This window comes from Xanthobacter sp. NM-59, from assembly GCF_021401125.1.
GTDB lineage: Bacteria > Pseudomonadota > Alphaproteobacteria > Rhizobiales > Xanthobacteraceae > Xanthobacter.
The window spans coordinates 147,905-173,578 of sequence record NZ_JACBFQ010000005.1 but is presented as its reverse complement, the minus strand read 5'-3'; the positions used below and the strand labels follow the sequence as shown (position 1 = coordinate 173,578).

Here is a 25,674-nt window from a genome sequence, read left to right as displayed (position 1 = left end):
TGCCACGCGAAGGATTTTCCATGCCCCATTTCAATTCCGACGGCATCGACATCGCCTATCTTGACGAGGGTGCCGGCGATCCTGTGCTCCTCATCCACGGCTTCGCGTCGAACAAGGAGATCAACTGGGTCGGCCCGTCCTGGGTGAAGACCCTGACCGAGGCGGGCTATCGCGCCATCGCCTTCGATCACCGGGGCCACGGCGCTTCCGGCAAGGTCTATGAGCCCGCGCTGTACCACACCGCCCGCATGGCGGAGGACGCCCAGCGCCTGCTGGCGCATCTGGGCATCGAGCGGGCGGATGTGATCGGCTATTCCATGGGGGCGCGGGTGGGCGCGTTCAGCGCGCTGCTGTTTCCCCACATGGTGCGCTCGCTGGTGCTGGGCGGGCTCGGCATCCATCTGGTGGACGGGGTGGGGCTGCCCCAGTCCATCGCCGACGCCATGGAGGCGCCGAGCCTGGAGGCGGTTTCCGATCCCATGGGCCGGATGTTCCGCTCGTTCGCCGATGCCAACAAGCAGGACCTGCGGGCGCTGGCCGCCTGCATCCGCGGCTCGCGCCAGGTGCTGACGCGGGAGGAGGTGGCCCGCATCTTCCAGCCGGTGCTGGTGGCCGTGGGCACCCGCGACAAGGTGGCCGGCGATGCGCGCCCCCTGGTGGAGCTGCTGCCGGACGGCGAGGTGCTCGACATTCCCAACCGCGATCACAATCCGGCGGTGGGCGACAAGGTGTTCAAGCAGGGCGTGCTGGAATTTCTGCGCCGCCGGCCGTGAGCCGCTCGCATTTGTGAATGGCGGCGCTACGCGGCGCGAACTCTCGCGCCGCCGCCGTATGTGCTAAGAATGGAAGCAAGTTCCCCTCATCTCAAGGAGGCACGCATGGGTCAGATTCCGGTGCCGGTTCAGCCCGCGAACGTGGTGCAGGGCGAGACGCCGGCGGTGCGCCTCACCAAGGCGCCCGTGGATCGCTGGCACGACGTGGTGGATCCGGTGTGGGCGCGGGTGCGCGCGGAGGCGGAGGAAGCCGTCATACGCGAGCCGCTCATGGCCGCCTTCCTCACCGGCACCGTGCTCGGCCAGCCCAGCCTTGAGGCCGCGGTGGGCCAGCGCATCGCCATGCGCCTCGACCATGCCGACGTGCCGGCGGCGGTCATCCAGACCGCGTATCTTGAGGCGGTGGCCGATGACAAGGCCATCGGCCATGCCCTGCGCGCCGATATCATGGCGGTGGTCGATCGTGATCCGGCGGCGACGCGCGCGCTGGAGCCGATTTTGTATTTCAAGGGCTTCCACGCCATCCAGACCCATCGGCTCGCCCACTGGCTATGGATGAGGGGCCAGTTCGATCTTGCCCTCTACCTGCAGAGCCGCACGTCGAGCGTGTTCGGCGTGGATATCCACCCCCAGGTGCCCATGGGCCGGGGCATCTTCCTCGACCATGCCACGGGCGTCGTCATCGGCATGACGGCGGTGATCGAGGACGACGTGTCCATCCTCCAGGGCGTTACCCTGGGCGGCACCGGCAAGGAGACGGGGGATCGCCATCCCAAGATCCGCCGCGGCGTGCTCATTGGCGCCGGCGCCAAGGTGCTGGGCAATATCGAGGTGGGGCGCTGCGCCCGCGTGGCGGCGGGCTCGGTGGTGCTGAAGCCGGTGCCGCGCAACACCACGGTGGCCGGCATTCCGGCCAAGGTGGTGGGCGAGGCCGGCTGCGCTGAACCCTCCCGCTCCATGGATCAGGTGTTCGAGGATATCGCCATTTTCGCCGGGGCGGATATCTGACGCAACGGCGGGTCGCCCGTGGTGGAAGGCCGGGGCGGGCGTTCCCCACGCGGCGTCGCGGTGCCTGGCCACCGTGGCGATATCTGGGATTTGCGCGCGATCGTGCCTTGAATGCGCCCGCGTCGGCGGCCATAACGCGCCCTCGGACCTCAGGAGGCCTCCTTGGAAAAGAAAGATCTCGAAAGCATTCAGCGCTATATGCGTAACCTCTTCGGCAACCCCCAGATCAAGGTGATGGGCCGCCCGAAGAAGAAGGATTCGGCCGAGGTCTATATCGGCGAAGAGTTCATCGGTGTCCTGTTCGAGGACAAGGAAGACGGCGAGCTCTCCTATAACTTCCAGATGGCCATCCTCGATACCGATCTCGAGGACTGAGTTTTTCTGCACCCCTGAAAGCCGCTCACGCTCATTTCCTTTCGAAGGCCGGTGACATGCGCCTCACATACTGGTGAGGTATGCTCGTCCGTCGGATCTTCAGGGCGAGGGGGCGTGGCATGAGCGGGCCGGAGGCGGGGGCAGGCACGACCGATAAGGGATCGCCGCGAGCGCAGGGGGCATCTGTCCCGCGCCCGGCATCCGCTTCCGCCGGTGGCGCGCACGAGCACGCCCCCGCGCACCATGACGGCGACACCCACCCGCATTCCGATGGCCCCGGCGCAGCCCACGCGACGGAAGGCCACGCCCATCAGGCGCATGACGAGGCCCTCCACGGGGACCATGCGGGTGAAGACCAGGCTCACGACGCGCATTCCCACTCTGGACATTCCCATTCGGGTCATTCCCACGCGGGTCATTCCCACACAGGTCACGGCCATACGGGCCATGACCATGCGGGTCATTCCCATGCCATGCCCCAATCCCTGCGCGCCTTCGCCATTGGCGCGTCGCTGAATTTCGGCTTCGTGGTGGTTGAGGTTCTGCTAGGGCTTTGGGCGGGATCGCTCGCTTTGGTGGCCGATGCCGGCCATAACCTTTCGGACGTTCTGGGCCTGCTGCTGGCCTGGGGCGCGGCTTGGCTGTCGCGCCGGGCGCCCACTGCGCGGCGCACCTTCGGTTACGGGCGCTCCTCCATCCTCGCGGCTCTCGCAAACGCCATTTTGCTGCTGGTGGGCACCGGCGCCATCATTATCGAAGCTCTGTCGCGCCTGGAGGATCCGGAGCCGGTGAAGACTGGCGTGGTCATGGCGACCGCGCTGGTGGGCGTCGCCGTCAATCTCGGCACGGTCATGCTGTTCATGTCCGGACGCAAGAGCGACCTCAATGTGCGCGGCGCCTTCCTGCACATGGCGGCCGATGCGGCGGTCTCGGTGGGCGTGGTGATCGCCGCCGGCCTCATCGCCTTCACCGGGTGGCTGTGGCTCGATTCGGCCGTGTCCTTGGTGATCGCGGTGGTCATCATCGTGTCCACCTGGGGCCTGGCGCGCGACAGCGTGGATCTCGCGCTCGACAGCGTGCCGGCGCACATCGACCGCGCGGAGGTGGAAGCCTATCTTGCCGCCCTGCCGGGGGTGAGCGAGGTGCACGATCTGCACATCTGGGGCCTCTCCACCACCGATGCGGCGCTCTCCGCCCATCTGGTGCGCCCGGGGGCGAGCCTCGACGATACGTTCCTGGACAGCACCATGCGGGAGCTGAAGTCGCGCTTCGGCATTTCCCATTCGGTGCTGCAGGTGGAAGAGGGGCGCATGGCGTGCGCGCTCGCCCCCGCCGAGGTGGTCTGATCAGCCCCGGCTGAAGTGCCGCTCAGGCGGCCCTGACGGGTGGCAGCCCTTCCAGGGCCTCCTTCGCGACGCTGGAGAGGCCTTCGCCACCGGCCGCCACATGCTCCGCGATCTTGGCGCGCATGCGCGGATCCCAGAATTTGCGAATGTGGGTGCGCGTGGCTTCCACCGCCGCCTCGTGGCTCTGCTGGGCGAAGGCGGTGGCGATCTGGTTCGCCATATAGACGAGCTTTTCCGCGGTGCTATGCGACATAAGCGGGCCGTTCATGTGGGCTGCCGAGCGCGATGCGCCCGGGGTGGGTGAAAATCTCGAAGCCGTCGGTGCGCACCACGGCACACAGCGTGATGCCCGCGGCCTCGGCGGTGCGGATGGCGAGGGAGGTGGGGGCCGAGACCGCCGCGATGATGCCGGTGCCCAGCACCGACGCCTTCTGCACCATCTCGATGGACACCCGACTGGTGAGCAGCAGCAGGCCTTTCGACGTGTCGAAGCCGCCGGTGACGGCAAGGCCCACCAGCTTGTCGAGGGCATTGTGCCGGCCCACATCCTCCGCCACGGCGCGGATGCCGGCGCCGGGCTCGGCATAGGCGGCGGCGTGCACGGCGCGGGTTTCGCGATTGAGCTCCTGCAGCGGGCCAAGGGCGGCCATGGCGGCCAGGATCTCCTCAGGGGTCAGCACCAGATCGCAGGCCACATGGGCGGCGGGCTTCACCGCCTCGGCCAGGCTCTCCACCCCGCACAGGCCGCAGCCGGTGGGCCCGGCCAGTGCCCGGCGGCGGGCGGAAAGGGTGCGCATCTTCTCTTCCGCGATCCAGATGCGCGCCTCGATGCCGTCCTCCACCACGATTTCCTCGATGGACAGGATGTCCGCGGGCGACGCCACGATGCCTTCCGTGAGCGCGAAGCCCAGGGCGAAGGCGGGAATGTCTGCGGGTGTCGCCATCATCACCGCATGGGTGGTGCCGTTGAAGGTGAGGGCGACGGGGGTTTCCTCCGGCACGGTGCGGCCGCCCTGGGAAACCGCACCCTCCCGCACTTGCGCGCGCTCCACCCGCCGCGCCGGCGGCGGAGCGGGGAGCTCCTGCGCCGCAGGGCAGGAGAGGGGGGAAACGGGCGTGTCGGCCATAGGGGCGGCCCTTCGGGTCCTCAATCTACGTTTTGCCCGGAACGGGTCACTTCGTCCGCGCCGGGCATCGGGAAACGGCGGCGCTTCAGATGCGCCATTCCCGCCGGGGCGAGGGAGACCCCGGCGGGAGGAGCGGCGTCGCCCGGGGCGATCCGCTCAAGGCAATTCCGGCGGAGGCGCGCATCTGGCCCGCGCCTGGAATTGCGTGGAAGCAGACCCTGGAGCATGCCGGGTGAAAAGGTGTTCGCCCGGCATGCCCGGCTTCATTCCGCAGCTTCCGCGGCGATGCGGCGGCTCTTGCGGGTCAGGTCCTCATACTCTTCCTGCCACGGGGTCGGGCCGTTGGACGGCGAGACCTGCACGGCGGTGACCTTGTATTCCGGGCAATTGGTGGCCCAGTCGGAATAGTCGGTGGTCACAACATTGGCCTGGGTCACCGGGTGGTGGAAGGTGGTGTAGACCACGCCCGGCGCCACCCGCTCCGAGATCTCCGCCTTCAGGGAGGTGGAGCCGGCGCGGCTTTCCACCTTCACATAGTCGCCGTCGCGGATGCCCCGATTCTCGGCGTCGAAGGGGTGGATCTCCAGCACGTCCTCCGGATGCCAGGCCACGTTCGCCGTGCGCCGGGTCTGGGCACCCACATTGTACTGGGAAAGGATGCGCCCGGTGGTGAGCAGCAGCGGGAAGCGGGGGCCCGTCTTCTCGTCGGTGGGCACGTATTCGGTGAGCATGAACTTGCCCTTGCCGCGCACGAAGCCGCCGATATGCATTACTGGCGTGCCGGCGGGGGCCTTCTCGTTGCAGGGCCACTGCACCGAGCCGAGCTCGTCGAGCCTGGCATAGCTCACGCCCGCGAAGGAGGGAGTCAGCGCCGCGATCTCGTCCATGATCTCAGAGGGATGGCCATAGTCCATCTTGAAGCCCATGGCATTGGCGAGCATCTGGGTCACTTCCCAGTCGGCATAGCCATTCTTGGGCGCCATCACCTTGCGCACGCGCTGGATGCGCCGTTCCGCATTGGTGAAGGTGCCGTCCTTCTCCAGGAAGGTGCAGCCGGGCAGGAAGACGTGGGCGTAATTGGCCGTTTCGTTCAGGAACAGGTCCTGCACCACCAGGCATTCAAGCGCCGCAAGGCCGGCCGAGACATGGTGGGTGTCCGGGTCGGACTGCAAAATGTCCTCGCCCTGCACATACATGCCCTTATAGGTGCCATCGACCGCGGCATCGAACATGTTGGGAATGCGAAGGCCCGGCTCGTCGTCCAGGTTGACGCCCCACAGGGCCTCGAACGAGGCGCGGGTGGCGTCGTCGGAGATGTGGCGATAGCCCGGCAGCTCATGGGGGAAGGAACCCATGTCGCAGGAGCCCTGCACATTGTTCTGCCCGCGCAGCGGGTTCACGCCCACGCCCTCGCGGCCGATATTGCCGGTGGCCATGGCGAGGTTGGCGATGGCCATCACCGTGGTCGAGCCCTGCGAATGCTCGGTGACGCCGAGGCCGTAATAGATGGCGGCATTGCCGCCGGTGGCATAGAGGCGGGCCGCCTGCCGCACCAGGTCGGCTGGCACCTGGGTATATTTCTCCACCGCCTCGGGGCTGTGGCGCTCGTCGGCCACGAAGGCCGCCCACTCCTGGAAATCCTCCCAGTCGCAGCGCTCGCGCACGAAGGCTTCGTTCACCAGGCCCTCGGTGACGATCACATGGGCCAAGGCGGTGACGATGGCGACATTGGTGCCCGGCTTCAGCGCCAGATGGTAGGCCGCCTCGATATGGGGCGAGCGCACGATGTCGGTGCGGCGCGGGTCCACCACGATGAGCTTGGCGCCCTGGCGCAGCCGCTTCTTGAGGCGGGAGGCGAACACCGGGTGCCCATCGGTGGGGTTGGCGCCGATGATGAGCACCACGTCGGTCTGCTCGACGCTGTCGAAATCCTGGGTGCCGGCCGAGGTGCCATAGGTCTGGGAAAGGCCATAGCCGGTCGGCGAGTGGCAGACGCGGGCGCAGGTGTCCACATTGTTGTTGCCGAAGCCGCCGCGGATCAGCTTCTGGACCAGATAGGTCTCTTCATTGGTGCAGCGGGACGAGGTGATGCCGCCAACGGCGCGCTTGCCATACTTCTCCTGGATCCGCTTGAACTCGGAGGCGGCGTATTGGATCGCCTCCTCATAGGTCACTTCCTTCCACGGCTCCGTGATGGAAGAGCGGATCATGGGCTTCAGGATGCGGTCCTGGTGGGTGGCATAGCCATAGGCGAAGCGGCCCTTCACGCAGCTATGGCCCCGGTTCGCCTTGCCGTCCTTATAGGGCACCATGCGCACCAGCTCGTCGCCGCGCATCTCGGCCTTGAAGGCGCAGCCCACGCCGCAATAGGCGCAGGTGGTCACCACCGAATGCTCGGGGGTGCCGATCTCCACCATGGACTTTTCATTGAGCGTGGCGGTGGGGCACGACTGCACGCAGGCGCCGCAGGACACGCATTCGGAGGTGAGGAACGGCTCGTTCATGCCCGGCGAAACGCGGCTGTCGAAGCCCCGGCCGGAAATGGTCAGCGCGAAGGTGCCCTGCACCTCCTCACACGCCCGCACGCACCGATTGCAGACGATGCATTTCGACTGCTCATAGGTGAAGTAGGGGTTGGATTCGTCCTTGCCGAGGGTGGTGTGGTTCTCGCCCTCATAGCCGTAGCGCACCTCGCGCAGGCCCACCACGCCGGCCATCTCCTGCAACTCGCAATCGCCATTGGCGGAGCAGGTGAGGCAGTCCAGCGGGTGGTCGGAGATGTAGAGTTCCATCACCCCCTTGCGCAGCCGCTTCAGCCGCTCGGTCTGGGTCTTCACCACGATGCCCTCGGCCACCGGGGTGGTGCAGGAGGCCGGAGTGCCGTTGCGGCCCTCGATCTCCACCAGGCAGAGGCGGCAGGAGCCGAAGGCGTCCAGCATGTCGGTGGCGCAGAGCTTGGGGATCTGGTTCCCCACCTCCATGGCTGCCCGCATGATGGAGGTGCCTTCCGGCACGCTGACCTTCATGCCGTCAATGGTGAGGGTGACCAGCTTTTCGGACTTGGAAGCCGGCGTGCCGTAGTCGATTTCGTTGATGAGGGACATGGGTGTTCCTCCATTATTCCGCGGCGGCCGGCAGGCTCGGCGTGGCGCCGAAGTCTTCCGGGAAATGGTTGAGGGCACTCAGCACCGGATAGGGCGTGAAGCCGCCCAAAGCGCAGAGGGAGCCGAGCTTCATGGTGTCGCAAAGGTCGCGCAGCAGTTCGAGATTCTGCTCCCGCTTCTCGCCGGCGATCACCTTTTCGAGGGTCTCCGCGCCGCGGGTGGAGCCGATGCGGCAGGGCGTGCACTTGCCGCAGCTCTCATGGGCGCAGAATTCCATGGCGAAATGGGCCATCCGCGCCAGGTCCACCGTGTCGTCGAACACCACGATGCCGCCATGGCCGATGAGCGCATCCTTCGCCGCGAAGGCCTCATAATCAAACGGCGTGTCGAACTGGGAGACGGGCAGATAGGCCCCGAGTGGCCCACCCGCCTGCACCGCCTTCACCGGCCGGCCGGACGCCGTGCCGCCGCCGATGTCGTTGACCAATTCGCCCAGCGAGATGCCGAAGGCGGTCTCGAACAGGCCGCCATATTTGATGTTGCCGGCGAGCTGGATGGGCATGGTGCCGCGCGAACGGCCCATGCCGAAATCGCGATAGAAGCTGCCGCCCTTGTCCAGGATCACAGGCACGGTGGCCAGCGACACCAGATTGTTGATGACGGTGGGCTGCTGGAACAGGCCCTTGTGCGCCGGCAGCGGCGGCTTGGCGCGAACCAGGCCGCGCTTGCCCTCCAGGCTTTCCAGAAGGGCGGTTTCCTCGCCGCACACATAGGCGCCTGCGCCCATGCGCATCTCAAGGTCGAAATCGTGTCCCGAGCCCAGGATGTTCTTGCCCAGCAACCCCGCGTCGCGCGCCTTCTCGATGGCCTTTTCCATCACCACGAAGGAGAGGGGATATTCCGAGCGCGAATAAACATAGCCGCGCGTGGCGCCCACCGCGAGGCCGGCAATGGTCATGCCCTCGATGAGGCAGAAGGGGTCCGCCTCCATGATGAGCCGGTCGGCGAAGGTGCCGCTGTCGCCCTCGTCCGCATTGCAGACGATGTAGCGCTGCTCGGCCGGGGCGGCGGCCACGGTGCGCCACTTGATGCCGGTGGGAAAGCCGGCGCCGCCGCGACCGCGCAGGCCGCTTTCCACCACCTCTTCCACGGTGGCTGAGGGGCCGATCTCCATGGCCCGCTTCAGGCCGCGATAGCCGCCGTGGGCCTCGTAATCGGTGAGCGAGAGCGGATCGATGATGCCGACCCGGGCAAAGGTGAGGCGGGTCTGCTTCTTGAGATAGGGGATCTCATCCACCAGCCCCACGCACAGAGGGTGGTCGCCGCCATGGAGCAGGCCCGCATGCAGCAGGCTTTCCACGTCCGAGGGTTTCACCGGGCCGTAGCCCACGCGGCCCTTCTCGGTCTCCACCTCGATCAGCGGTTCCAGCCAGAACAGGCCGCGCGAGCCGTTGCGGGTGATGTCGGCGGTGACGCCGCGGGCGAGCAGTTCATGCTCCAGCTTATGGGCGACCCGGTTGGCGCCGCAGGCGACGGCCGTGGCGTCGTTGGGGACGAAGATGCGGGGGGATTTCATCACGCGTCTCCGAAGTCTTTGCCGGCGGCGAAGCACTCGGCCATCTCATCGATGGCGGCACGATCGAGCCGGCCGACCAGCTGGCCGTCCACCAAAGCGGAGGGGGAGCAGGCGCACAGGCCCAGGCAGTAGATGGGCTCAAGGGTGATCTTGCCGTCGGGCGAGGTCTCGCCCATGCCCACGCCGAACCTGTCCTCGGCATAATCGGCCAGTGCCTTGCCGCCCATGGACTGGCAGGCCTCGGCCGCGCACATCTTCACCACATGGTGGCCCGGGGCCGCGCGGCGGAAGTCGTGATAGAAGGTGAGGACGCCATAGACCTCCGCGCGGGAGAGGTTGAGGCTCTCCGCGATCATGGGCACCGCCGGATCGGGTACGAAGCCGAAGGTTTCCTGCAAGGCGTGCAGAATGGGCATCGTGGCACCCTCCAGGTGCCGATGCTCCGCGATCACCTGAGCCGCGCGCTCGGTGCTCCAATCCTCATAGACCGCCATGGGCGTCCGCCTTCCCGCGTCAGACTGTGCACATCGGGGCCGCTCGGGGCGGCCCTTTCTTGTGATGATTTCAAACAGACTGTCACAAAAGCGGCGGGGATCAATGCAGCCGTGGGATGGTGCAATAGAACATTTCTATGGTTGACCGCCCCCATCAGCATGGTCGACGTGAAAACACAGGCGCCGAAGGTGCGGCAAAATGGCATGTGCCGCGCCTCCGGCGCCTGGATTGATCGGACTTTTCTATGTGTACCCGCGTGCGCGGGCATCGCGTTTATTGCATCGCGGCAAGAGCGGGATCGGCCAGCACCTGCTGGTCGAGCTTCGGGGCAATGCGTCGCGCCTCCGCCACCAAGGCGGAGATGACGGGCGTGGTCGGCTCCCGGTGGGGGACCACGAGGCCGATGGAGTGGGAGATGTCCGGCTCCAGAATGGGAATGGAGCGCACCAGCGCCGTGAGGCCCAGGGAATCGGCCAGCATGGCGGGCATGACGCTGGCCCAAAGGCCGGTGCGCACATGGGTGAACAGCACCGTCATGGAGTTGGATTCGAGGGTGGGTTTCGGTCGCGCCCCCGCCGCCGCCAGCAGATCGTCCACGATCCGGCGATTCTGCATGTCGGGCGTGAGGAGGGCCAGGGGCAGTTCCGCCACCTCGGCCCATGTCACGCTGGTGCGGTCGCCGAAGCGGGCATTGGCGGCGGTGACGAGCCGGTAGCGCTCGCGATAAAGCGGCACTGTGTTCACCCGGCCGAGGGGCTCGTTGTCCAGATAGGTGATGCCGGCGTCAATCTCGAGATTCTCAAGATCGCTCAGGATTTCCAGTGAGTTGCGCGAAATCACCGTGAACCGTACATCCGGGTGGCGGGCGCGGAACGGGGTGGTGAGCGCTGCCACCATGGGCAAGGCGGTGGGAATGGCGGCGATGCGCAGCGGGCCCGACAGGCCGCGCTTGAGGGCATCGATATCCTGCCGCATGGCCCGCGCGTCGGACACGATGCGCCGTGCCCATTCCAGCGCCCGCTCACCCTCGGGCGTGAAGCCCATGAAGCGCGAGCCGCGCTGCACCAGCAACACGCCCAGCATGTCCTCGAGCTGCTTGATGCCTGCGGAAAGGGTGGGCTGGGTGACGCCGCACCCTTCGGCGGCGCGGCCGAAGTGACGCTCGCGGGCCAGGGCGATGAGGTATTCGAGCTTGTCGATCATGCCCCCATATCAGGGACGGGAACGATGTTGCGCAACTCCCCTCGGCGCAACTGCCCGCGCGCGCTGCAATGCAGCGAAAATCAGCCGCTGCGCGGCGTCGTGATTCTCTCGGATTCGTGAATGCCGGGAACGGGAACTTCGCGGCCCGGGTTAACCTTTCCTTCACACCTCTCCACCGGTGCGGCGGACCGGAGAGAGGCACCCCGAACGGACTTCCATTCTAGGGCCCGTGGCGCTGCCTCACGGGCGCGCGGGGGGGAGTCTGCGCGGCGGTTGAGCGCTCCCGGCCGGTTCCAGTTTGGGGCTGGGCCGAGGGCGTCGTTCATGCGCTTCCGGCGCGTGGGCGCAGGGGTCGAAAAGGATGCTCGAAAGGATGCCCGCCATGGCTTCATCTGTCACCCGGCCTGTCCTTCTGTCTGCCCGTCCGGCCTTTTCCAGCTCGTCACGAGCGGACGCGGGCACCTGGCGCAGCTCGTCCCTCCTCATCTCGCTGGTGGTGCTGCTGTTCGCGGCCCTGCTCATCGCCACGCCGACGCTGGCTGTCATGACCTTCCGGCCCGATGCGCCGGCGGTGGCGCCGGAGCCGGTGCGAGCCCCGCACCTGAGCTTCTCTCACTCGCAGTTCGCCTGAGACGAGCCCCGTTTCGTGCCGTCCGTGCGACTTCGCTGCGCTCACGGGTGCGGCGGCGTCCGGGACGTTGTGCGCGGCGGGTGATGCGCAGTCGGGAAGGTCTCGCGGGCACGGTCGAGCGGGGCTTGGAGCGGGGCTTGGGATGAACCCCGGGGGCTTGATCGACCGTCCGGAGAGGGCGCGCGAAAGAGGCCGGGCCCATCCCTTTTGAGTGGGGGGGCGTCGCGGCGGACCGGAAGGCGGCAAGGCACCGTGGCGTCCCGCAGCGTCCTTCCTTGCCTCAGCGCAGGCGCATTCCGGATGTCTGGTCTTCTGGCCGGATCCTTCCTGAGCCGGGACGGGGGAACGGCGGCGGACCGGAAGGCGGCAAGGCGACCGGGCGTTCCGCAGTGTCGTCCCTTGCCTCAGCGCTGGGGGCCGATGTCTTGCCTCCCTGGACAGCCCCCCGCTCGGGGAGCGGGAGCCGCAGCATGAGGAGTATGTTGGCGGGCGTTCAAGAGCCGCGCCGCAGGTATTAAATGTCGATGGGCCCTCCGCGGGACGTCGTCGGGCATGAACCTCGCGACGCGCGCATTTTTACGACGGCGCCCTTCGGGCGAAGGGCGCGTGGCGCGCCATACGCCTATTCTGCGGCCTGGGGGGTCTCGTTGAGCAGGGCACGGATGCGGCTCGCGAGGCTGGTGTCTCCCTTGCGGGCGTTCGCCACCAGAGCGGGTATGGGTGAGGCGGCGCCTTCCACCTGGGCGGTGAGAACGACCACCTTGGCGGCAAGCTCCGTCAAGGCGGCGCGCAAGGCGAGGTCCGAGCTGTCCGAGGTGGTGCCGTCTTCGGTCAGAAGGCGGGCCTGGTCCGCTTCCAGCGCGCGCACCTGATCGTCGCGCGCGGAGAGTGTCGTGGTCAGCCGCTCCACGTCGGCCTGCAGCCGCGCGATGATCTCGTTGGCTTCGGTCAGGTCGGTCAGGCGAGCCCCCATTTCGGCATCGAGACGACCGGCGGTGGCGGCGCGATCCGCTACCTGGTCCTGCAGCTCGCCGATGAGGACCGCCTGCTCAGCATTGAGGCCCTCCAGCCGGCGGGATTGTTCCTCCAGCGCCGCTTTCGCCTGCTCCAGCTCCATGATCTTCAGCCGCTGGTGCTCAATGGTGGCGGCATGGGCGGCGATGGCCTCCCGCATGGTGTCGGCCTGCAACTCCAGCCGGCGCTGGTTGAGGGCGAAGAAGGCGCGTTGCTGGTCCTTGTCCGCCTGCACCTCGAACAGCGAGACGGGCACGGCCGCTTCCACGCGCCGCGTGGTCAGCCGCACCGCACGATGCCACACGGCCGGCAGAACGAGCAGGGCCACCAGCGTCGCGATGAGCGCGCCCAAAGCGAAATACATGATCTGCTCGATCACGTCGGCCCTTGTCCTTCAGCTTGGATCCGCGAGCGCGGATCTCTTGCCCATTCATGCCAGAGTTGGCGACGGCGCACCAGTCCGGACGTTACCCGCCTCCTTACCGAAGGGGAGGGGCGCCGGCTCGCGGTCTTGACCTCAGAAGGGGTTCCAGGTGGGGCTGGAGGTGAACTTCAGATAGCCCAGATTGGCGCCGAGCCGCACGCCCACGCCCGAACGGATGGGCACCACCACGATGCCATCGGCGCCCAGGGCCGTCATGCCGAAGCCGGCCACCACATAGGCCGAGCCCGAAATCCCGGCGAAGCGGCGGAACACGTCTTCCACGCTGCGCAGGTTGTAGACCAGGATCATGGTGCGGGCGCCATCGCCGCCGAAATCCCAGCCCACGGACGGGCCCTGCCAATACACCTTCATGTCACCCGCATTGCGGGTGTAGAGCACGCCCTCGCCATAGCGCAGGCCGCCTACGAAGGCGCCGGACCCTTCCTGGCCAAGGATGTAGCCATTGGGCTCACCCCACTGGGACACCGCCTTCTCGATGGAAAGGGCAAGCCCGCGCGAGACGCTGCCGAAGAAAGAGTGGCCCTTGCTGACCAGCTCGCCACTGGAATAAGTGCCAGGCGGTTGCTGCTGTTGGGCTATCGCCGGCACGGCGCCCAGCGTGGCCGCGGCCACGCCGGCGGCCAGCATGTGGCGCAGCACTGCGCGGCGGGGAACACTCGAGAGGAAGCTCGGGGAGAAGCGCATGACGGGATCTCGCGGTTAGCTTCGGGACGGCGGGTGCCGCGACTCGGCCGCTGATTATTCTCAGCACTGTGACCGTGAAAAGGCGACGGTGGCGCAGTGCCATCGCGCCGCCTGGGGCCGCGTCCACGATCGGCCGTGGGGCTTATCGCCCGGTTAACCGGCGGGCTGGGGCGGCGTGCCGGCACCCCAGGCAAGGAAGCCGCGCACCTTGAAGCCCTGGTCCGCGTGCCCATAGGTGAGGGGGCTGCCATCGGGGCGGGTGAGGTGGCCGCCGGCGGCGGCGACCACGGCGTGACCCGCCGCGCAATCCCACTCCATCACCGTGCCGAGGCGCGGATAGAAATCCACCCGCCCTTCCGCCAGCAGGCCGAATTTGAGCGCGGAACCGGCGGGAATGTATTCCGCCACGGGGTACCGCGCCACCAGGGCATCGGTGGCGGGGTCGTTGTGGGAGCGGCTGGCTGCCACCACCAGCGGACCTTCGGGAATGGGGCGGCAGGCAATGGGCGTCCAGTCCTGCGCATCCACCGGGGCGCCGGGCGCGCGCAACGCATGGAAGGCGCCTCCGGGCCGGCCGGCAAACAGGGCCGCCCGCGCCGGAGCGTAGACCACGCCCAGCACCGGGACGCCATCTTCCACCAGCGCGATATTGACCGTGTACTCGCCATTGCCGGAAATGAACTCGCGGGTGCCGTCCAAAGGGTCCACCAGGAAGAAGCGGGATCCGCAGGTGACCTTGGCGCCGTCGGACATGGCCTCCTCGGCCACCACGGGCACGCCGGGTGCCAGCTTGGCGAGGGCGGCGCAGATGATCTCTTCCGCAGCGCCATCGGCCGCGGTGACCGGGCTCATGTCGGACTTCAGGTGCGCCTCGATGCCCTCCGCCTCGATCCGGCGGATGGCGACGCCTGCCGCCAGCGCCGCTTCAGCAAGGCCGGCCAGCAGGGAAGCGTCGGTGGGGGCGGGCGCGCGGAAAGGGGCGCCGGGGGTAAAAGCGGGGGAAGTCATGGCCGCTTTCTAGCCGCCCGCCGGTGGGCTGTCGACGGCGGCTTGTGGGCGGGCCATCGCCGGGTGTATCAGAGCCGGCCTTCATCCATGTGGTTTCACGTGCCGCCGAGGGTCCGCCCCGGCGGACGGCTGCCGGCCCGGAAACGCAGCACGCCCGGAAGCCCCGCCCCATGTCCGACGTGAACAGCCCCGACGTGAACCAGCCCGACGCGACGTCGCCCGATATGACCGCGCCGGATGCGGTGGTGTCCATCTCCGCGCTCGATCTCGCGGCCCTGCTGTGCTCGCGCGTGTGTCACGATGTCATCAGCCCTGTGGGCTCCATCGTCAACGGCATTGAGGTGCTGGAGGATGAGGACGCCGCCGACATGCGCGAGGCGGCGCTGGAGCTCATCACCAAGAGCGCGCGGCAGGCTTCTGCCCGCCTGCAGTTCACGCGTCTGGCCTTCGGCGCCGCCGGCTCCGCGGGCGCGCAGCTGGATCTCGGGGACGCCGAGCAGGTCTCGCGCGGAATGATTGAGGATGATCGCACGCGGATCGAATGGATGCTGCCGCGCGAGTTCCAGTCCAAGAACAAGGTGAAGATGCTGCTCAACCTGATGCTGATCGCCGCGGCCTCCGTGGCGCGCGGTGGCGTGATCCGGGTGATGCCCTTGGGCGAGGGTGAGCAGATGGGCTTCGTGCTGGCTGCGCGCGGCCCGAAGGCGCGCATTCCCAGCGGCGCCGAGGCCCTGGTGGCGGGGATCGCCCCCGAGGGCGGTCTGGCGGCGCAGGTGATCCAGCCGTTCTATGCCGGTCTGCTGGCGCGGGCGTGCGGCATGGTCGTCAGCTTTTCGGCCGAAGACGAGCTGGTGACGCTCACCGCAACCACGCGCTAGAGCGTCTTCGGGCACCGGGGATGCCGGTTCGCGTGAAAAGGCGCGTTAAGTCGATGACCTGGCGCATTTCCTCGGTTCCGTAAAACCGGGAGATGCGCGCGGGCTCGCTGTGTCGATACGCAACGCGGCCCCAAACGCAGAATGCCCCACCGGATGGGCGGGGCATCGCGCTTGCGAGGACACTCTTCGAAAGAAAGGGACGATACGGCACGGAGCGCTCTTGCGTTCGCCTGGGCGCACGTCATTCGCTCTGAAACCTGCCTCGACGCGCCGTGGCGTGAACGGGTCTCCGTGTCGCCAGAAACGGGCTAGACCGCCATCCGCTCGGCACCGACCGCCGGCTCGCGCAGCACATAGCCGCGGCCCCAGACCGTCTCGATGTAGTTCTTGCCGGAAGAGGCGTTGGCCAGCTTCTTGCGCAGCTTGCAGATGAAGACGTCGATGATCTTCAGTTCGGGCTCGTCCATGCCGCCATAGAGATGGTTGAGGAACATCTCCTTGGTGAGGGTCGTGCCCTTGCGGAGCGAGAGCAGCTCCAGCATCTGGTATTCCTTGCCGGTCAGGTGCACGCGGGCGCCTTCGACCTCCACCGTCTTGGTGTCGAGGTTGACGACGAGGTCGCCGGTCTGGATCACCGACTGAGCGTGGCCCTTGGAGCGGCGGACGATGGCGTGGATGCGCGCCACCATCTCGTCCTTGTGGAAGGGCTTGGTGAGGTAGTCATCGGCACCGAAGCCGAAGCCCTTCACCTTGTCTTCCGTATTGGCAAGGCCGGAGAGGATGAGGATGGGGGTCTTCACCTTGGCAACGCGGAGGTTGCGCAAGACTTCAAACCCGGACATGTCCGGCAGGTTCAGGTCGAGCAGAATGATATCATACTCGTAAACCTTGCCGAGATCGACGCCCTCCTCACCGAAGTTGGTCGTGTAGACGTTGAAGTTTTCGGTCTTGAGCATCAGCTCGATGCCCTTGGCCGTCGCACTGTCGTCTTCGATGAGCAAGACGCGCATGGCAATCCCTTTCCTCGCAACTGTTCGGAAGGCGGCGATGGCGACTTCCGTTGCTCGGCCGTCGGGGTGATTCGCGTAACGTGTGGTGAATCGATAGCAGACCCCGATTCTCGCGGACAAGGCCTTGTGGCAAAACAATTGTGCACGGTTGCGAAGAGCGAATCGCCACCAAGCACTTAACTGTTTTTTGCCCCTGCCGAGCCCCCGTACCACCCGTTGCCGAGCACCTTCCGGCGGCGTTCGAGCGGGCGCCTCGCGGGCCTCGTTCGAACCGTGGAGCCATGATTAACGAAGGCGGTAAACGATTGGTTTCCGGCGGACGATCTGTTGCGATTTTCCGCAGCGGAGGGGTCGGCGGTAAGAAAGGGGCAACCGCCGGCCGGCATTGTGGCGCCTGTTGAGAGGGGTCCGGGGTTGCTCGGACCGCATTGCGTCATTGCGTACCGGAGTTGACGGCGATGAAGTCGCGAGAGCCCTTGATTCGCGCCAAGAAGTTTCAGATCGACGATGCCCGCCGGCGTCTCGCTCAGATTGATGCCATGATCGCCGACTTCGAGCGCATGGCCGTTGATCTCGATCGCGACATCGCGGCCGAGGAGCAGCGCTCCGGTATCACCGATCCCGCCCATTTCGCTTATCCGCCGCTGGCCCATGCCGCCCGCGGCCGTCGCGACAACCTGCGTCGCTCGGTGGAAGACCTTGCCGCCCAGCGCGCCGCCGCCAGCACTGCCCTTTCGGAAGCGGAAGCCGACCTGGCCCTGGCCGAGGCCGCCGACGATCTGGACCGCGCGGCCAAGCCCGAAATGGGCGGGCGCCGGGCCGTGTGGCGCCACGCGGACGCTTCCCGCGCCTGAGGCGCAGGCCTGCTTGCGGCGCGTGCAGATGTTTCCTCTGGTCATCCGCCCGGCCCGAGCGCTTGAATGATGCGTGTCCGCGCGTCGGTCTCCCGGCCAGGCGTGGAACCGCTGATCCCGCTGTGGATGCCGCCTGGAGGCGCCTTTGCGCGCGGCGGCGAGAAAGGTGTGACGGCCGTGACGCCCCACCGAGAGCTTCGTGCCCTGCTGTCGACAGCCACGGACGCCGCCGCCCGTGAGCGCATCTATGCCCTGTCCTCACCCAAGCTTTACGGTCTCGTTCTGCGCCTCGTGCGCCGGCCGGAGCTCGCCACCGAGGCCATGCGGCGCACCTACCGCCAGATCTTTTCCCAGGCCGGAACCCTGGCGGAGCAGCACGACCCGCTGGCGGTGATGGTGGTGATCGCGCGCACCGCGGCGCTGGATGTGGCCCGCGAGCATGGTGGTCTTGATGCGTTCGAGCCGTTCCGCGTCACCCAGCCGGCGGAGGATCCGCTGGCCTTGCCCGGGCGCAGCAAGGGGCTGATGCGCCTTCTCGCCGGGCTCGGCACCCTGTCCGAAGAGCGCCGCCGCATGATGCTTCTCGCTTATTATGATGGTTGGACGCGCGAAGCGCTGGGCGTCTATTTCGACGTTCCGGCCGCCGGCGTGCGCGCCTGGCTGGGGCGCAGCATCCAGCAGCTCGCCACCGTGCTCGGGATCCGGGCATGACGCGGGACGACGCCCTCGCAGCGGAATTCGTCATCGGCACCCTCGATGCCGCTGAACGGGCGGAGGTGCGCACCCGGATGGCGGTGGACATCTCCTTCGCGGCGCGGGTGCGGGCATGGGAGCGGGCGCTGGCGCCGCTCTACGAGCTGGTGACGCCCATCGCGCCGCCGCCCGCTTTGTGGCTCAGCATTGAGGAAGACCTTAGTGATTCGCGCTCCGGCATGTTCGGTTCCCGTCGCGGGCGGGGCCGGAAGGGCCAGGAGCTGCCGCCCGCCGAGCCGACGGACGCCGCCGCAGGGGAGGCGGACACCAGGCGTCGCAAGCCCGGCGAGACGGCCAAGGGCGGGGTCGGCAAGGCGCTGAGCGCCCCGTTCCACGCCGTTAAGGGGTTGGTGCGGGGATTGCGGTCCCGTCCGCCGGAGGTTGGCGAGGCCCCGCGCGATGACGCCCGGGAGCCAAAGGCGCCGCTTGAGATCGCCCCCCCAGATGTCGCGCCCCCCGAGCCGCCAAAGCGGTCTTCGCGGCGCGGGCGAGGCTCGGCTGGCAAAGCCGCGGCGCCCATTCCCCATATCCGCGATGATATGACGGTGCCCGAGGCCGTTGCGCCGGACGTGCGCGCCGAGCGCGCCCAGGAGCCGCGCCACCGCTCGCCAGACACCGCCCCCGAAGCGCCGCCGGTCATGTCGCCCGTGGCGGAAAAGGGCGGGGAGGCGCAGTCCGGTACTGCCGCGCTGACCCTGGTTCCGGCGGTTGTCTTGCCCGAGTTCAAAGTGACGCAGTTGGCGGAGGAGGACGGCAACGAGGCCGTTCCGACCCCCGCCGGCATGGCGCCGCATGTCCCCGATGAGCCCGCGTCAGGATCGGTGGAAGCTCCGGCGACCGATGCGGACGGCGCCTCGCCCATTGATGAGGGGACGTCGGTGGGCGCACCTGTCCGCTCCCGTCCTGCGCCGGCAGGTGCCGAGGCGGATGCCGCTTCAGGGGGCCGGGCGGACGAAGCGGCCCGCGCCGATACGACGCCCGCCTTCGATACCATTGAGCCCGCGCCTCGCGGCGACGTTGAGGCGGCTGGCGCGCCGCTTCAATTGCCGGAGACGCTTGCTGACGCCGAGCCGGTGCCCGCCGTGGAAACCGGCGAGGCCGCCGCTTCCGAGCCCTTGGTGGACTGGGAGGACCGCATTGAGGCGGCCCCCGCCGGGCCTCTGTCGATGGACGTGGAGGCGCACCCGTCCGGCCCGGCTGAGGACGCTGCGGCGCATCCCTCTGCCCCAGGGGCAGGGGAATTGCCCGCTGCGCAGGCAGGCTCCTCGCAGGCCGACATTGAGCCGGAACTCCCCGATTCCAGCGCCGCCGCGTCAGCCGCGGGTCTCGCGGCCTTGACGGAAGAGCTGCAGGCGCTCCTTTTCGCCGACGACGAGACGGACGCGGACATTCCGCCTATTCGTGAAGCCGCCGAGCCCTTGCCCCTGGGAGAACCGGCGGAGGCCCCGCCCGCGCCCGCAAGCGGGCCCGGGGACGCCATCTCCAGGCTCCATGCTGAGGAGCCGCAGGCGCCTCCGGAGGCCCTGGCGGCGGCCGCGACGGACGAGCCCACGGCCCGACCCGAGACTGTGGCGGCCGCCGGCACCGATGACGGATCCGCCCGTGAGCCCGTTCCGGAGCATGCGCCCACAAGCGCGCCCGGGGACGCCATGTCCGGGCTCGATGCCGAGGAGCCGCAGGCGCCTCCGGAGGCCCTGGCGGCGGCCGCGACGGACGAGCCCACGGCCCGGCCCGAGACTGTGGCGGCCGCCGGCACCGATGACGGATCCGCCCGCGAGCCGGTTCTGGAGCCTGCGCCCGCAAGCGCGCCCGGGGACGCCATGTCCGGGCTCGATGCCGAGGAGCCCCAGGCGCTTCCGGCGGCCGCCGTGGCGGCCCACGAGCACCAGCCGACACCGGCTGAGACGGAGGTCGCTCCTGTCAGCGAACCCGCCGCTGCCGCTACTTCGGCGGAGCAGGGCGAAGCTGCCGCCCACGTTGTTGGCACCGAGGCCGGTGACGCGCCGGCCGGCGAAACCGGAGATGCTGCGCCTGTGCTGGTGGCCGGCGACGCTCCGGTCCTCTCCGCAGCGGAGGTGGACGGGCTGCCAGAGCCTGCTCACGCCGCGGCCGTGCCTGTCGGTGAGCCCAAAGATGCGGCGGCTCGCACCCCCGACGGCGAAGCCGCCGACCTCTCCGCGGTCGAGGCCGCCAGCCCGGAGCCCTCCAGCGAACCAGGGGAGACCAAGCCCGCGCCGTCGATGCCGGCGCTCTCGGCCCTGTTGGAAGCCGAGACGGAGCCCGTTGCGGACGGCGCCCGCGGGTCGAAGCCGGCTGCGGCCGAAGCCGCGCCTTCCGGCGAGCCGGCCAATCAAGCCGCTCGCTCCGGAGACGGTGAAGGCACCGACCTGTCCGCCGTCGAGGCGGTCAATCCGGACCGCCGCCCCGAAACCGTCGAGGCGACTGAGGCGCCGGGGTCGGAAGAGCCCCAGGTGGTGATGCCGGTCGAACCGGCTGCGATCGCGGACGCCGAACGCGAGGCGGAGCCTCCTGAAGCCGAGGCCGCGCCTTCCGGCACTCCGGCTATTGAGGCCGGCCACTTCGGGGACGACCGAGCCGCTGACCTGTCCGCCCTCGATGTGGCCAATGAGGACAGTCCTTGCCAAACGGTCGAGCCGGCTGAAGCGCCGGGGCCGGAAAAGCGTCCGGTGGTGATGGACGCCGAAGCGGCTGCGATCGCGGACGCCAAATGCGGGCTGGAGCCCGTCGAGGCCGAGACCGCGCTTTCCGGCGGGCCGGACAATGCGGGAGCTCGTGCCGGAGACGGTGAAGGCGCCGACCTGTCCGCCATCGAGGCGGTCAATGGGGACCGCTCTCGCGAGACCGTTGAGGCGACTGAGGCGCCGGGGTCGGAAGAGCCCCAGGTGGTGATGCCGGTCGAAGCGGCTGCGGTCGCGGATGCCGAACGCGAGGTGGAGCCTGTTGAGGCTGAGGCTGCGCCTTCGGGCGAACCGGCCAATGCGGGAAGTCCTGCCGGAGACGGTGACGGCGCCGACCTGTCCGCCGTCGAGATGCCCAATGAGGATCGCCGCCGCGAAATCGTCGAGGCGACTGAAGAGCTGGAGCCCGAGGAATCCCGGGTGGTGATGCGGGCGGAGAAGGCTGCGATCGCGGACGGCGACCATAGGCCGGAACCCGTCGAGGCGGAGGCGGCGCCCTCCGGCAAACCAGCCAATGAAGCTGCCCACTTCGGAGACGATCAAACCGCCGCCCTGTCCGCCGTCGCAGCGGACAACGAGGATCGCGGCCACGAAACCGTTGAGGCGACTGAAGCGCCGGGGCCGGAAGCACCCCAGATGGTGTTTCAGGCGGACATGGCAGCAACCCCGGCTGGAGAACGTGGGTCAGAGCCTGTTGAGGCCGAAGCCGCTGCTTCCGGCGAGCCGGCGAATGAGGCGGTGCGCTTCGGGGACGCTCAGGCGGCTGACCTGTCCGCGGTCGAGGCGGCCAATCAGGAGTCTCCCGGCGATGCCGCGGAGGTCCCGATTGCGCTCTCGATCGAGGAGCCTCCGGCGCCAACGGATGCCGGGCCGGCTGCCGTCTCGGGCCGCGCGCCCGAGCCCTCGCCCAGTGAAACGGAAGCCTCGCATTCTGAAGAGCGCGCCGATCCGGCTCGCTCTGGGGATGATGAAGCGGCGGCGGTGCCGGCCGCTGCTGCGACCGATCAGGAGGTGTCCGGCGAGCCACAGGACACCGCTCCCGTGGCCTCTGCGGAGGCGCAGGTGCGGCTCCCGGAGGGCGGGGCTGTCCCGGTGGCTGAGCTTGGGTCGTCGGCTTCCGACACGGCTGGCGATGGTGACGCGGCGCAGACGGAGGCGGGGGCCGAGCCTCCCGGTGCGGGGGAGGTGGCTGCCGACGGGGAGGGGCCGCCGCGCTGGGTGCCGGCTTGGCCGAAACTGCGGGAGCGGGCAGAGAATGTCGGGCCCAAGTCCCGGGTTCCGGCCATGGTGCCCGGTCGCGCGCCACCCGCTGCCGAGGCGGTCTCCGGCAGGGATGGGTTGGCAGCGCCATTGGACGCGAGGCCGATCGTCAAGGCCATGGTGAAACGCAGGCCGACCGCCGTCGCGCTCTCGGCGAAGCGGGCTTTGGAGCCTGAGGTCAAGTCCTCGGGGATCAAGGCGAAGGCGCCACCTGCCCCTTCGCCGGAGGGCCCCACCCCGACGGCGGAACCGGTCGCGGAAACCGCCGCGCGGACGAAGGGGGCTGAAATCCCGGAGCTGGGTGCGTCTCAGACCCAGGATGAGGTTGCTGTCGAACGCCCTGACGCGGCGCCTGCGCGCGGCGCTGGCGCGCGATCGAAGCCGAGAGAAAGTGGCAAGCCGCCATCGGACCGGCCGGAGGATGCGGGAGTTGCCGGGAGCGAAGCCGGGGAGGCGGCCGCGCCGACCGCGGATGAGGCCGAACGGCCGCTGCCGCCCCTGCGCACGGTGGAGCCGTCGCCACGCGGTTCTCGGCGTGCGCGGGTGCTTTGGGCGGTCGGCGCCCTGGCGGTGGCGCTTGGGCTGGGCGTCGGTTCCGACATGCTGGCCCATTGGCGCGGCGACGGCGCGCCGCAGCCGCGACGGGTGGAGCTGGCGCCGGTGTTCGTCGCCAATCCGCCGACGGAGGTGCGCCTGCGGCTCGATGAGCGCTCCGGGCGCACGGAATTGCGGATCGTCGCGGCGGAGCCGGCCCCGCCGGGATACATCTATCAGCTGAGGTTGAAGACGGAGGGTGGCGGCACCCATCTGCTTGGCACGTTCGCAAGCGAGATGGTGACGGTTTCCGACCTGGGTCGCCTTCTCGCCGGCAGCGCGCCGGGCACGGCGCGTCTTTCGGTGACGCTGGATTCCCTCGATGCTCCCGGCACGCCGGGCGAGGAAGTCTACAATGCCAGGATTGGCGGCTGAGGTTCCTCAGCCCGGCTTCAGGCCCCCGGCGCAGCCGTGTTCCGGCATCAGCCGGCGGCGCCGCAGGCGGAGTGGGAGGGGTGCACGCGATTGCGCCCTTCCGACTTGCCGCGATACAGCGCCTCGTCCGCCGAGCGGATGAGGTTGGAGAGCGCGGGCACGGTGAGGCCCGCCGGGTGCAGCGTGGCCACCCCCACCGTCACCGTGACATTGACCGGCATGCCGGAGACATAGCGCAGCTCCCGCTCGGTGATGCGGCGCAGGCGCTCGCCCACCTCGCTGGCGGCGCTGGCGTCCGCGCCGGGCAGGATGACGCAGAATTCCTCGCCGCCCAGCCGCCCGATCAGGTCTCCCGGGCGAAGGCTGCGCGCCGCCGTCTCCGCAAAGCTGCGCAGCACCGCATCGCCCACATGATGGCCGAAGCGGTCATTGATGGATTTGAAGTGGTCGAGGTCCACCATCAAAATCGACATCGCGCGCTGGCGCAGGAGTGCCTCCTCGAACAGCCGCCTTCCGCGCCGCAGGGTGGTGCGCCGGTTCAAGAGGCCGGTGAGGTCGTCGGTGGAGGCCAGGCGGTCCAGCACCATATAGAGGGAGCCGAAGTTCCAGCTGGTGGAGAGCGCGAGCCCGACCAGCACGAGCAGCCCCTGCGCGGTGCCCGAGGCGGCATCGACCACATGCACCCACCCGGTGGCCACCGCGACGGCGCGGCCGAAATAGATCATGGCCAGGAGCAGCAGCAGCACGGCGCAGACGGTGCGCGTGAGCGACCAGTCATCGCGCGCCGGCTTGTGCAGGAGGGTCGAGGCCGCGAGCACCCCCCAGCATCCCACGACCAGCGAGAAGATGATGATTCGCTGCCCCAGGTAATCGCCGAACAGCAGCGAGACGAACAGCAGCCCCGCGCCCACAAGGGTGCCGAGGAAGATGGTGCCCAGCATCGGCGTGCGGCCGTCGAACACGCGCACGCCTGAGAGGGTGAGCCCCAGCGCCGCGAAAACGAGGCCATTGCCGATAATGATGGAGACGGCCGGCGGAAACTCGGCGCGCATGCCGAGGATCGCGGCGCCGCTGGCCATGGCGAAGCTCGCCATGGCCCAGTAGACCAGGGCCTGATTCTGCAGGCGATAGCTGACAAAGAACTGCAATGCGGCGACAAGGCCGCTCATCATGGCCGACGTGAAAAGCATGGTCGGAACATGAAGCGTCATGCACGCTACCGGGTTGCCGGAAAACCGAGGCGGATCTGGCGGTCTTCACGGGGAGAGGGCGCTTGCTGCCGCTTCCACGCGCCATGGGCGGTGGAAAGGTTGCGGCCGTGTGCGAATGCTACACCCTTCAGGTGCGCGCCCGTAAGAAGTGGCATGATCACACGGGCTGGATATCATGCGCCGGCCGCTCCGTCGAGCTGAGAGGTATTTGATGACTCAACCCGTGCTGCCGCGTCCTGTGGATCGGGCGCTGGACCCCACCTTCCGGCATGGCCAGTCCACCGAGCCGAACTATTCGGGCGTCACCTCGTTTCTGCGCCGGCGCTATGCGCGCGATGGCGGCGGGGCTGAAATCGTGGTGTGGGGCGTGCCGCTCGACGTGGCGGTCTCCAACCGCCCCGGTACCCGGTTCGGGCCGCGGGCGATCCGCGCCGCCTCCAGCATCCTGGATGGCGACCCCTTCTATCCCTTCGGCATCGACCCGTTCGAGACCCTCGACGTGGCGGATGCCGGCGATTGTGTGTTCGATTATGGCGTGCCGGCCGGCATCGCCTCCTCCATCCGCGATCAGGCGGGGGCGCACTATGCGCGCGGCAGCCACCTCATCACCCTCGGCGGCGACCATTTCCTGACCTATCCGGTGCTGAAGGCGCTGGTGGCGCGCACCGGCGCGCCGGTCGCCCTGGTGCAGTTCGATGCCCACCAGGATACCTGGGATGACGCGGGCGACCGGGTGGACCACGGCACCATGATCACCCGCGCCGTGCGCGATGGCCTGATTCGCACCGATCGTTCGATCCAGGTGGGCATTCGCACCCACGCGCCCAACACCTTCGGCATCGAGATCCTGGATGCGCAGACGGCGGGAGACCTGGGGCCGGCGGCGGTGGCCGCGCGCATTGCCGAGCGGGTGGGGGATGCCCCGGTCTACCTCTCGTTCGACATTGATGCCCTCGATCCCGCGTTCGCGCCCGGCACCGGCACACCGGTCTGCGGCGGGCTCACCACCCGGGAGGCGATCTCCTGCCTCAAGCGCCTGGGCGGGCTCGATTTCAAGGGCTTCGACGTGACCGAGGTCTCGCCGCCGTACGACCATGCGGAGGTGACGGCGCTGGCCGGCGCGACGCTGGCTTCCATCTATCTCTGCCTGCTCGCGCAGCGGAAGGCGGCGGGACGCGCAATCGCGCCCTGACAATGCCTTGCACGGACGGCGCCGATGTGGGAGAGCGGCGCGGTTCGCGCACTGCGAGG

The 25,674-nt window shown here is 68.5% G+C and carries 21 protein-coding genes; 10 read left to right on the top strand and 11 right to left on the bottom strand.

The annotated features are described in order from the left end of the window. The first annotated feature begins 20 nt into the window (after positions 1-20). The 4 genes from L0966_RS11635 (at position 21) to L0966_RS11620 (ending at position 3,502) form a co-directional block, all read left to right on the top strand. Positions 21-773, top strand: a complete 753-nt coding sequence (locus tag L0966_RS11635; RefSeq protein ID WP_234052064.1) for an alpha/beta fold hydrolase — start codon at positions 21-23, stop codon at positions 771-773. Positions 774-878: 105 nt separating this feature from the next. Continuing rightward, complete coding sequence (cysE, locus tag L0966_RS11630; protein WP_234052063.1) at positions 879-1,781, top strand: serine O-acetyltransferase; 903 nt, start codon at positions 879-881, stop codon at positions 1,779-1,781. Between the two features lie 162 nt (positions 1,782-1,943). After that, a complete protein-coding gene (locus L0966_RS11625) occupies positions 1,944-2,156 on the top strand; it encodes a DUF3126 family protein (RefSeq protein WP_234052062.1) in 213 nt (70 codons plus the stop codon). A 473-nt stretch (positions 2,157-2,629) separates the two neighbouring features. Then, a complete protein-coding gene (locus L0966_RS11620) occupies positions 2,630-3,502 on the top strand; it encodes a cation diffusion facilitator family transporter (protein WP_234052061.1) in 873 nt (290 codons plus the stop codon). Between the two features lie 22 nt (positions 3,503-3,524). On the opposite strand, the gene L0966_RS11615 is transcribed toward L0966_RS11620, so the two are convergent. The 6 genes from L0966_RS11615 to L0966_RS11590 form a co-directional block, all read right to left on the bottom strand. Then, complete coding sequence (locus L0966_RS11615; protein ID WP_234052060.1) at positions 3,525-3,755, bottom strand: formate dehydrogenase subunit delta; 231 nt, start codon at positions 3,753-3,755, stop codon at positions 3,525-3,527. Further along, positions 3,745-4,629, bottom strand: coding sequence for a formate dehydrogenase accessory sulfurtransferase FdhD (fdhD, locus tag L0966_RS11610; protein ID WP_234052059.1), 885 nt, complete (start codon positions 4,627-4,629; stop codon positions 3,745-3,747). The genes L0966_RS11615 and fdhD overlap by 11 nt, the downstream gene beginning before the upstream one ends. 263 nt (positions 4,630-4,892) lie before the next feature. Further along, positions 4,893-7,733, bottom strand: a complete 2,841-nt coding sequence (gene fdhF / locus L0966_RS11605) for a formate dehydrogenase subunit alpha (RefSeq protein ID WP_234052058.1) — start codon at positions 7,731-7,733, stop codon at positions 4,893-4,895. Between the two features lie 13 nt (positions 7,734-7,746). Continuing rightward, on the bottom strand, positions 7,747-9,309 hold the full coding sequence (locus tag L0966_RS11600) for an NADH-quinone oxidoreductase subunit NuoF (protein ID WP_234052057.1): 1,563 nt from the start codon (positions 9,307-9,309) through the stop codon (positions 7,747-7,749). Then, complete coding sequence (locus tag L0966_RS11595; protein WP_234052056.1) at positions 9,309-9,803, bottom strand: formate dehydrogenase subunit gamma; 495 nt, start codon at positions 9,801-9,803, stop codon at positions 9,309-9,311. Before L0966_RS11595 ends, L0966_RS11600 begins: the two co-directional genes overlap by 1 nt. Before the next feature lie 274 nt (positions 9,804-10,077). Then, positions 10,078-11,007, bottom strand: a complete 930-nt coding sequence (locus tag L0966_RS11590) for a LysR family transcriptional regulator (protein WP_234052055.1) — start codon at positions 11,005-11,007, stop codon at positions 10,078-10,080. A 382-nt stretch (positions 11,008-11,389) separates the two neighbouring features. Between L0966_RS11590 and L0966_RS11585 the strand changes: the two genes are divergently transcribed. After that, entirely contained in the window at positions 11,390-11,638 is a 249-nt protein-coding gene (locus tag L0966_RS11585) for a hypothetical protein (RefSeq protein WP_234052054.1), read from the top strand. A gap of 622 nt (positions 11,639-12,260) precedes the next feature. On the opposite strand, the gene L0966_RS11580 is transcribed toward L0966_RS11585, so the two are convergent. The 3 genes from L0966_RS11580 to cysQ form a co-directional block, all read right to left on the bottom strand. Continuing rightward, on the bottom strand, positions 12,261-13,031 hold the full coding sequence (locus L0966_RS11580) for a hypothetical protein (protein ID WP_234052053.1): 771 nt from the start codon (positions 13,029-13,031) through the stop codon (positions 12,261-12,263). A gap of 138 nt (positions 13,032-13,169) precedes the next feature. Continuing rightward, on the bottom strand, positions 13,170-13,781 hold the full coding sequence (locus tag L0966_RS11575; protein ID WP_370640722.1) for a DUF1134 domain-containing protein: 612 nt from the start codon (positions 13,779-13,781) through the stop codon (positions 13,170-13,172). 153 nt (positions 13,782-13,934) lie between these two features. Continuing rightward, positions 13,935-14,789: a 3'(2'),5'-bisphosphate nucleotidase CysQ gene (gene cysQ / locus L0966_RS11570; RefSeq protein WP_234052052.1), complete on the bottom strand. Its 855-nt coding sequence runs from the start codon at positions 14,787-14,789 to the stop codon at positions 13,935-13,937. Positions 14,790-14,959: 170 nt separating this feature from the next. Between cysQ and chpT the strand changes: the two genes are divergently transcribed. Next, on the top strand, positions 14,960-15,667 hold the full coding sequence (gene chpT / locus L0966_RS11565; protein WP_370640721.1) for a histidine phosphotransferase ChpT: 708 nt from the start codon (positions 14,960-14,962) through the stop codon (positions 15,665-15,667). 308 nt (positions 15,668-15,975) lie between these two features. On the opposite strand, the gene ctrA is transcribed toward chpT, so the two are convergent. Next, a complete protein-coding gene (ctrA, locus tag L0966_RS11560) occupies positions 15,976-16,677 on the bottom strand; it encodes a response regulator transcription factor CtrA (protein WP_234052051.1) in 702 nt (233 codons plus the stop codon). A gap of 458 nt (positions 16,678-17,135) precedes the next feature. On the opposite strand from ctrA, the gene L0966_RS11555 reads away from it, so the two are divergent. The 3 genes from L0966_RS11555 to L0966_RS11545 all read left to right on the top strand — a co-directional run bounded on the left by L0966_RS11555 (position 17,136) and on the right by L0966_RS11545 (position 23,212). Then, on the top strand, positions 17,136-17,531 hold the full coding sequence (locus L0966_RS11555; protein WP_234052050.1) for a flagellar export protein FliJ: 396 nt from the start codon (positions 17,136-17,138) through the stop codon (positions 17,529-17,531). A gap of 177 nt (positions 17,532-17,708) precedes the next feature. Then, positions 17,709-18,242 (top strand): sigma factor-like helix-turn-helix DNA-binding protein, encoded by a 534-nt coding sequence (locus tag L0966_RS11550; protein ID WP_234052049.1) that lies wholly within the window; start codon positions 17,709-17,711, stop codon positions 18,240-18,242. Next, the gene (locus L0966_RS11545) at positions 18,239-23,212 is read left to right on the top strand and encodes a hypothetical protein (RefSeq protein ID WP_234052048.1); all 4,974 of its coding nucleotides are present in this window, start codon (positions 18,239-18,241) and stop codon (positions 23,210-23,212) included. The genes L0966_RS11550 and L0966_RS11545 overlap by 4 nt, the downstream gene beginning before the upstream one ends. A gap of 47 nt (positions 23,213-23,259) precedes the next feature. Here L0966_RS11545 and L0966_RS11540 read toward each other — a convergent pair whose 3' ends face one another. Then, complete coding sequence (locus L0966_RS11540; protein ID WP_234052047.1) at positions 23,260-24,402, bottom strand: diguanylate cyclase; 1,143 nt, start codon at positions 24,400-24,402, stop codon at positions 23,260-23,262. A 232-nt stretch (positions 24,403-24,634) separates the two neighbouring features. Between L0966_RS11540 and speB the strand changes: the two genes are divergently transcribed. Further along, positions 24,635-25,615 carry an agmatinase gene (gene speB / locus L0966_RS11535; protein ID WP_234052046.1) on the top strand — a complete coding sequence of 327 codons (981 nt, stop codon included), beginning with the start codon at positions 24,635-24,637 and terminating at the stop codon, positions 25,613-25,615. Positions 25,616-25,674: the final 59 nt, after the last annotated feature.

Coding starts and splice junctions, on each gene's coding strand:
- L0966_RS11635 (WP_234052064.1), top strand. CDS start 21: ATGCCCCATTTCAATTCCGACGGCATCGACATCGCCTATCTTGACGAG.
- cysE (WP_234052063.1), top strand. CDS start 879: ATGGGTCAGATTCCGGTGCCGGTTCAGCCCGCGAACGTGGTGCAGGGC.
- speB (WP_234052046.1), top strand. CDS start 24,635: ATGACTCAACCCGTGCTGCCGCGTCCTGTGGATCGGGCGCTGGACCCC.
- L0966_RS11620 (WP_234052061.1), top strand. CDS start 2,630: ATGCCCCAATCCCTGCGCGCCTTCGCCATTGGCGCGTCGCTGAATTTC.
- fdhF (WP_234052058.1), bottom strand. CDS start 7,733: ATGTCCCTCATCAACGAAATCGACTACGGCACGCCGGCTTCCAAGTCC.
- L0966_RS11585 (WP_234052054.1), top strand. CDS start 11,390: ATGGCTTCATCTGTCACCCGGCCTGTCCTTCTGTCTGCCCGTCCGGCC.
- L0966_RS11555 (WP_234052050.1), top strand. CDS start 17,136: ATGAAGTCGCGAGAGCCCTTGATTCGCGCCAAGAAGTTTCAGATCGAC.
- L0966_RS11615 (WP_234052060.1), bottom strand. CDS start 3,755: ATGTCGCATAGCACCGCGGAAAAGCTCGTCTATATGGCGAACCAGATC.
- L0966_RS11595 (WP_234052056.1), bottom strand. CDS start 9,803: ATGGCGGTCTATGAGGATTGGAGCACCGAGCGCGCGGCTCAGGTGATC.
- L0966_RS11545 (WP_234052048.1), top strand. CDS start 18,239: ATGACGCGGGACGACGCCCTCGCAGCGGAATTCGTCATCGGCACCCTC.
- ctrA (WP_234052051.1), bottom strand. CDS start 16,677: ATGCGCGTCTTGCTCATCGAAGACGACAGTGCGACGGCCAAGGGCATC.
- L0966_RS11540 (WP_234052047.1), bottom strand. CDS start 24,402: ATGCTTTTCACGTCGGCCATGATGAGCGGCCTTGTCGCCGCATTGCAG.
- fdhD (WP_234052059.1), bottom strand. CDS start 4,629: ATGGCCGACACGCCCGTTTCCCCCCTCTCCTGCCCTGCGGCGCAGGAG.
- L0966_RS11575 (WP_370640722.1), bottom strand. CDS start 13,781: ATGCGCTTCTCCCCGAGCTTCCTCTCGAGTGTTCCCCGCCGCGCAGTG.
- cysQ (WP_234052052.1), bottom strand. CDS start 14,789: ATGACTTCCCCCGCTTTTACCCCCGGCGCCCCTTTCCGCGCGCCCGCC.
- L0966_RS11600 (WP_234052057.1), bottom strand. CDS start 9,309: ATGAAATCCCCCCGCATCTTCGTCCCCAACGACGCCACGGCCGTCGCC.
- chpT (WP_370640721.1), top strand. CDS start 14,960: ATGTCCGACGTGAACAGCCCCGACGTGAACCAGCCCGACGCGACGTCG.
- L0966_RS11590 (WP_234052055.1), bottom strand. CDS start 11,007: ATGATCGACAAGCTCGAATACCTCATCGCCCTGGCCCGCGAGCGTCAC.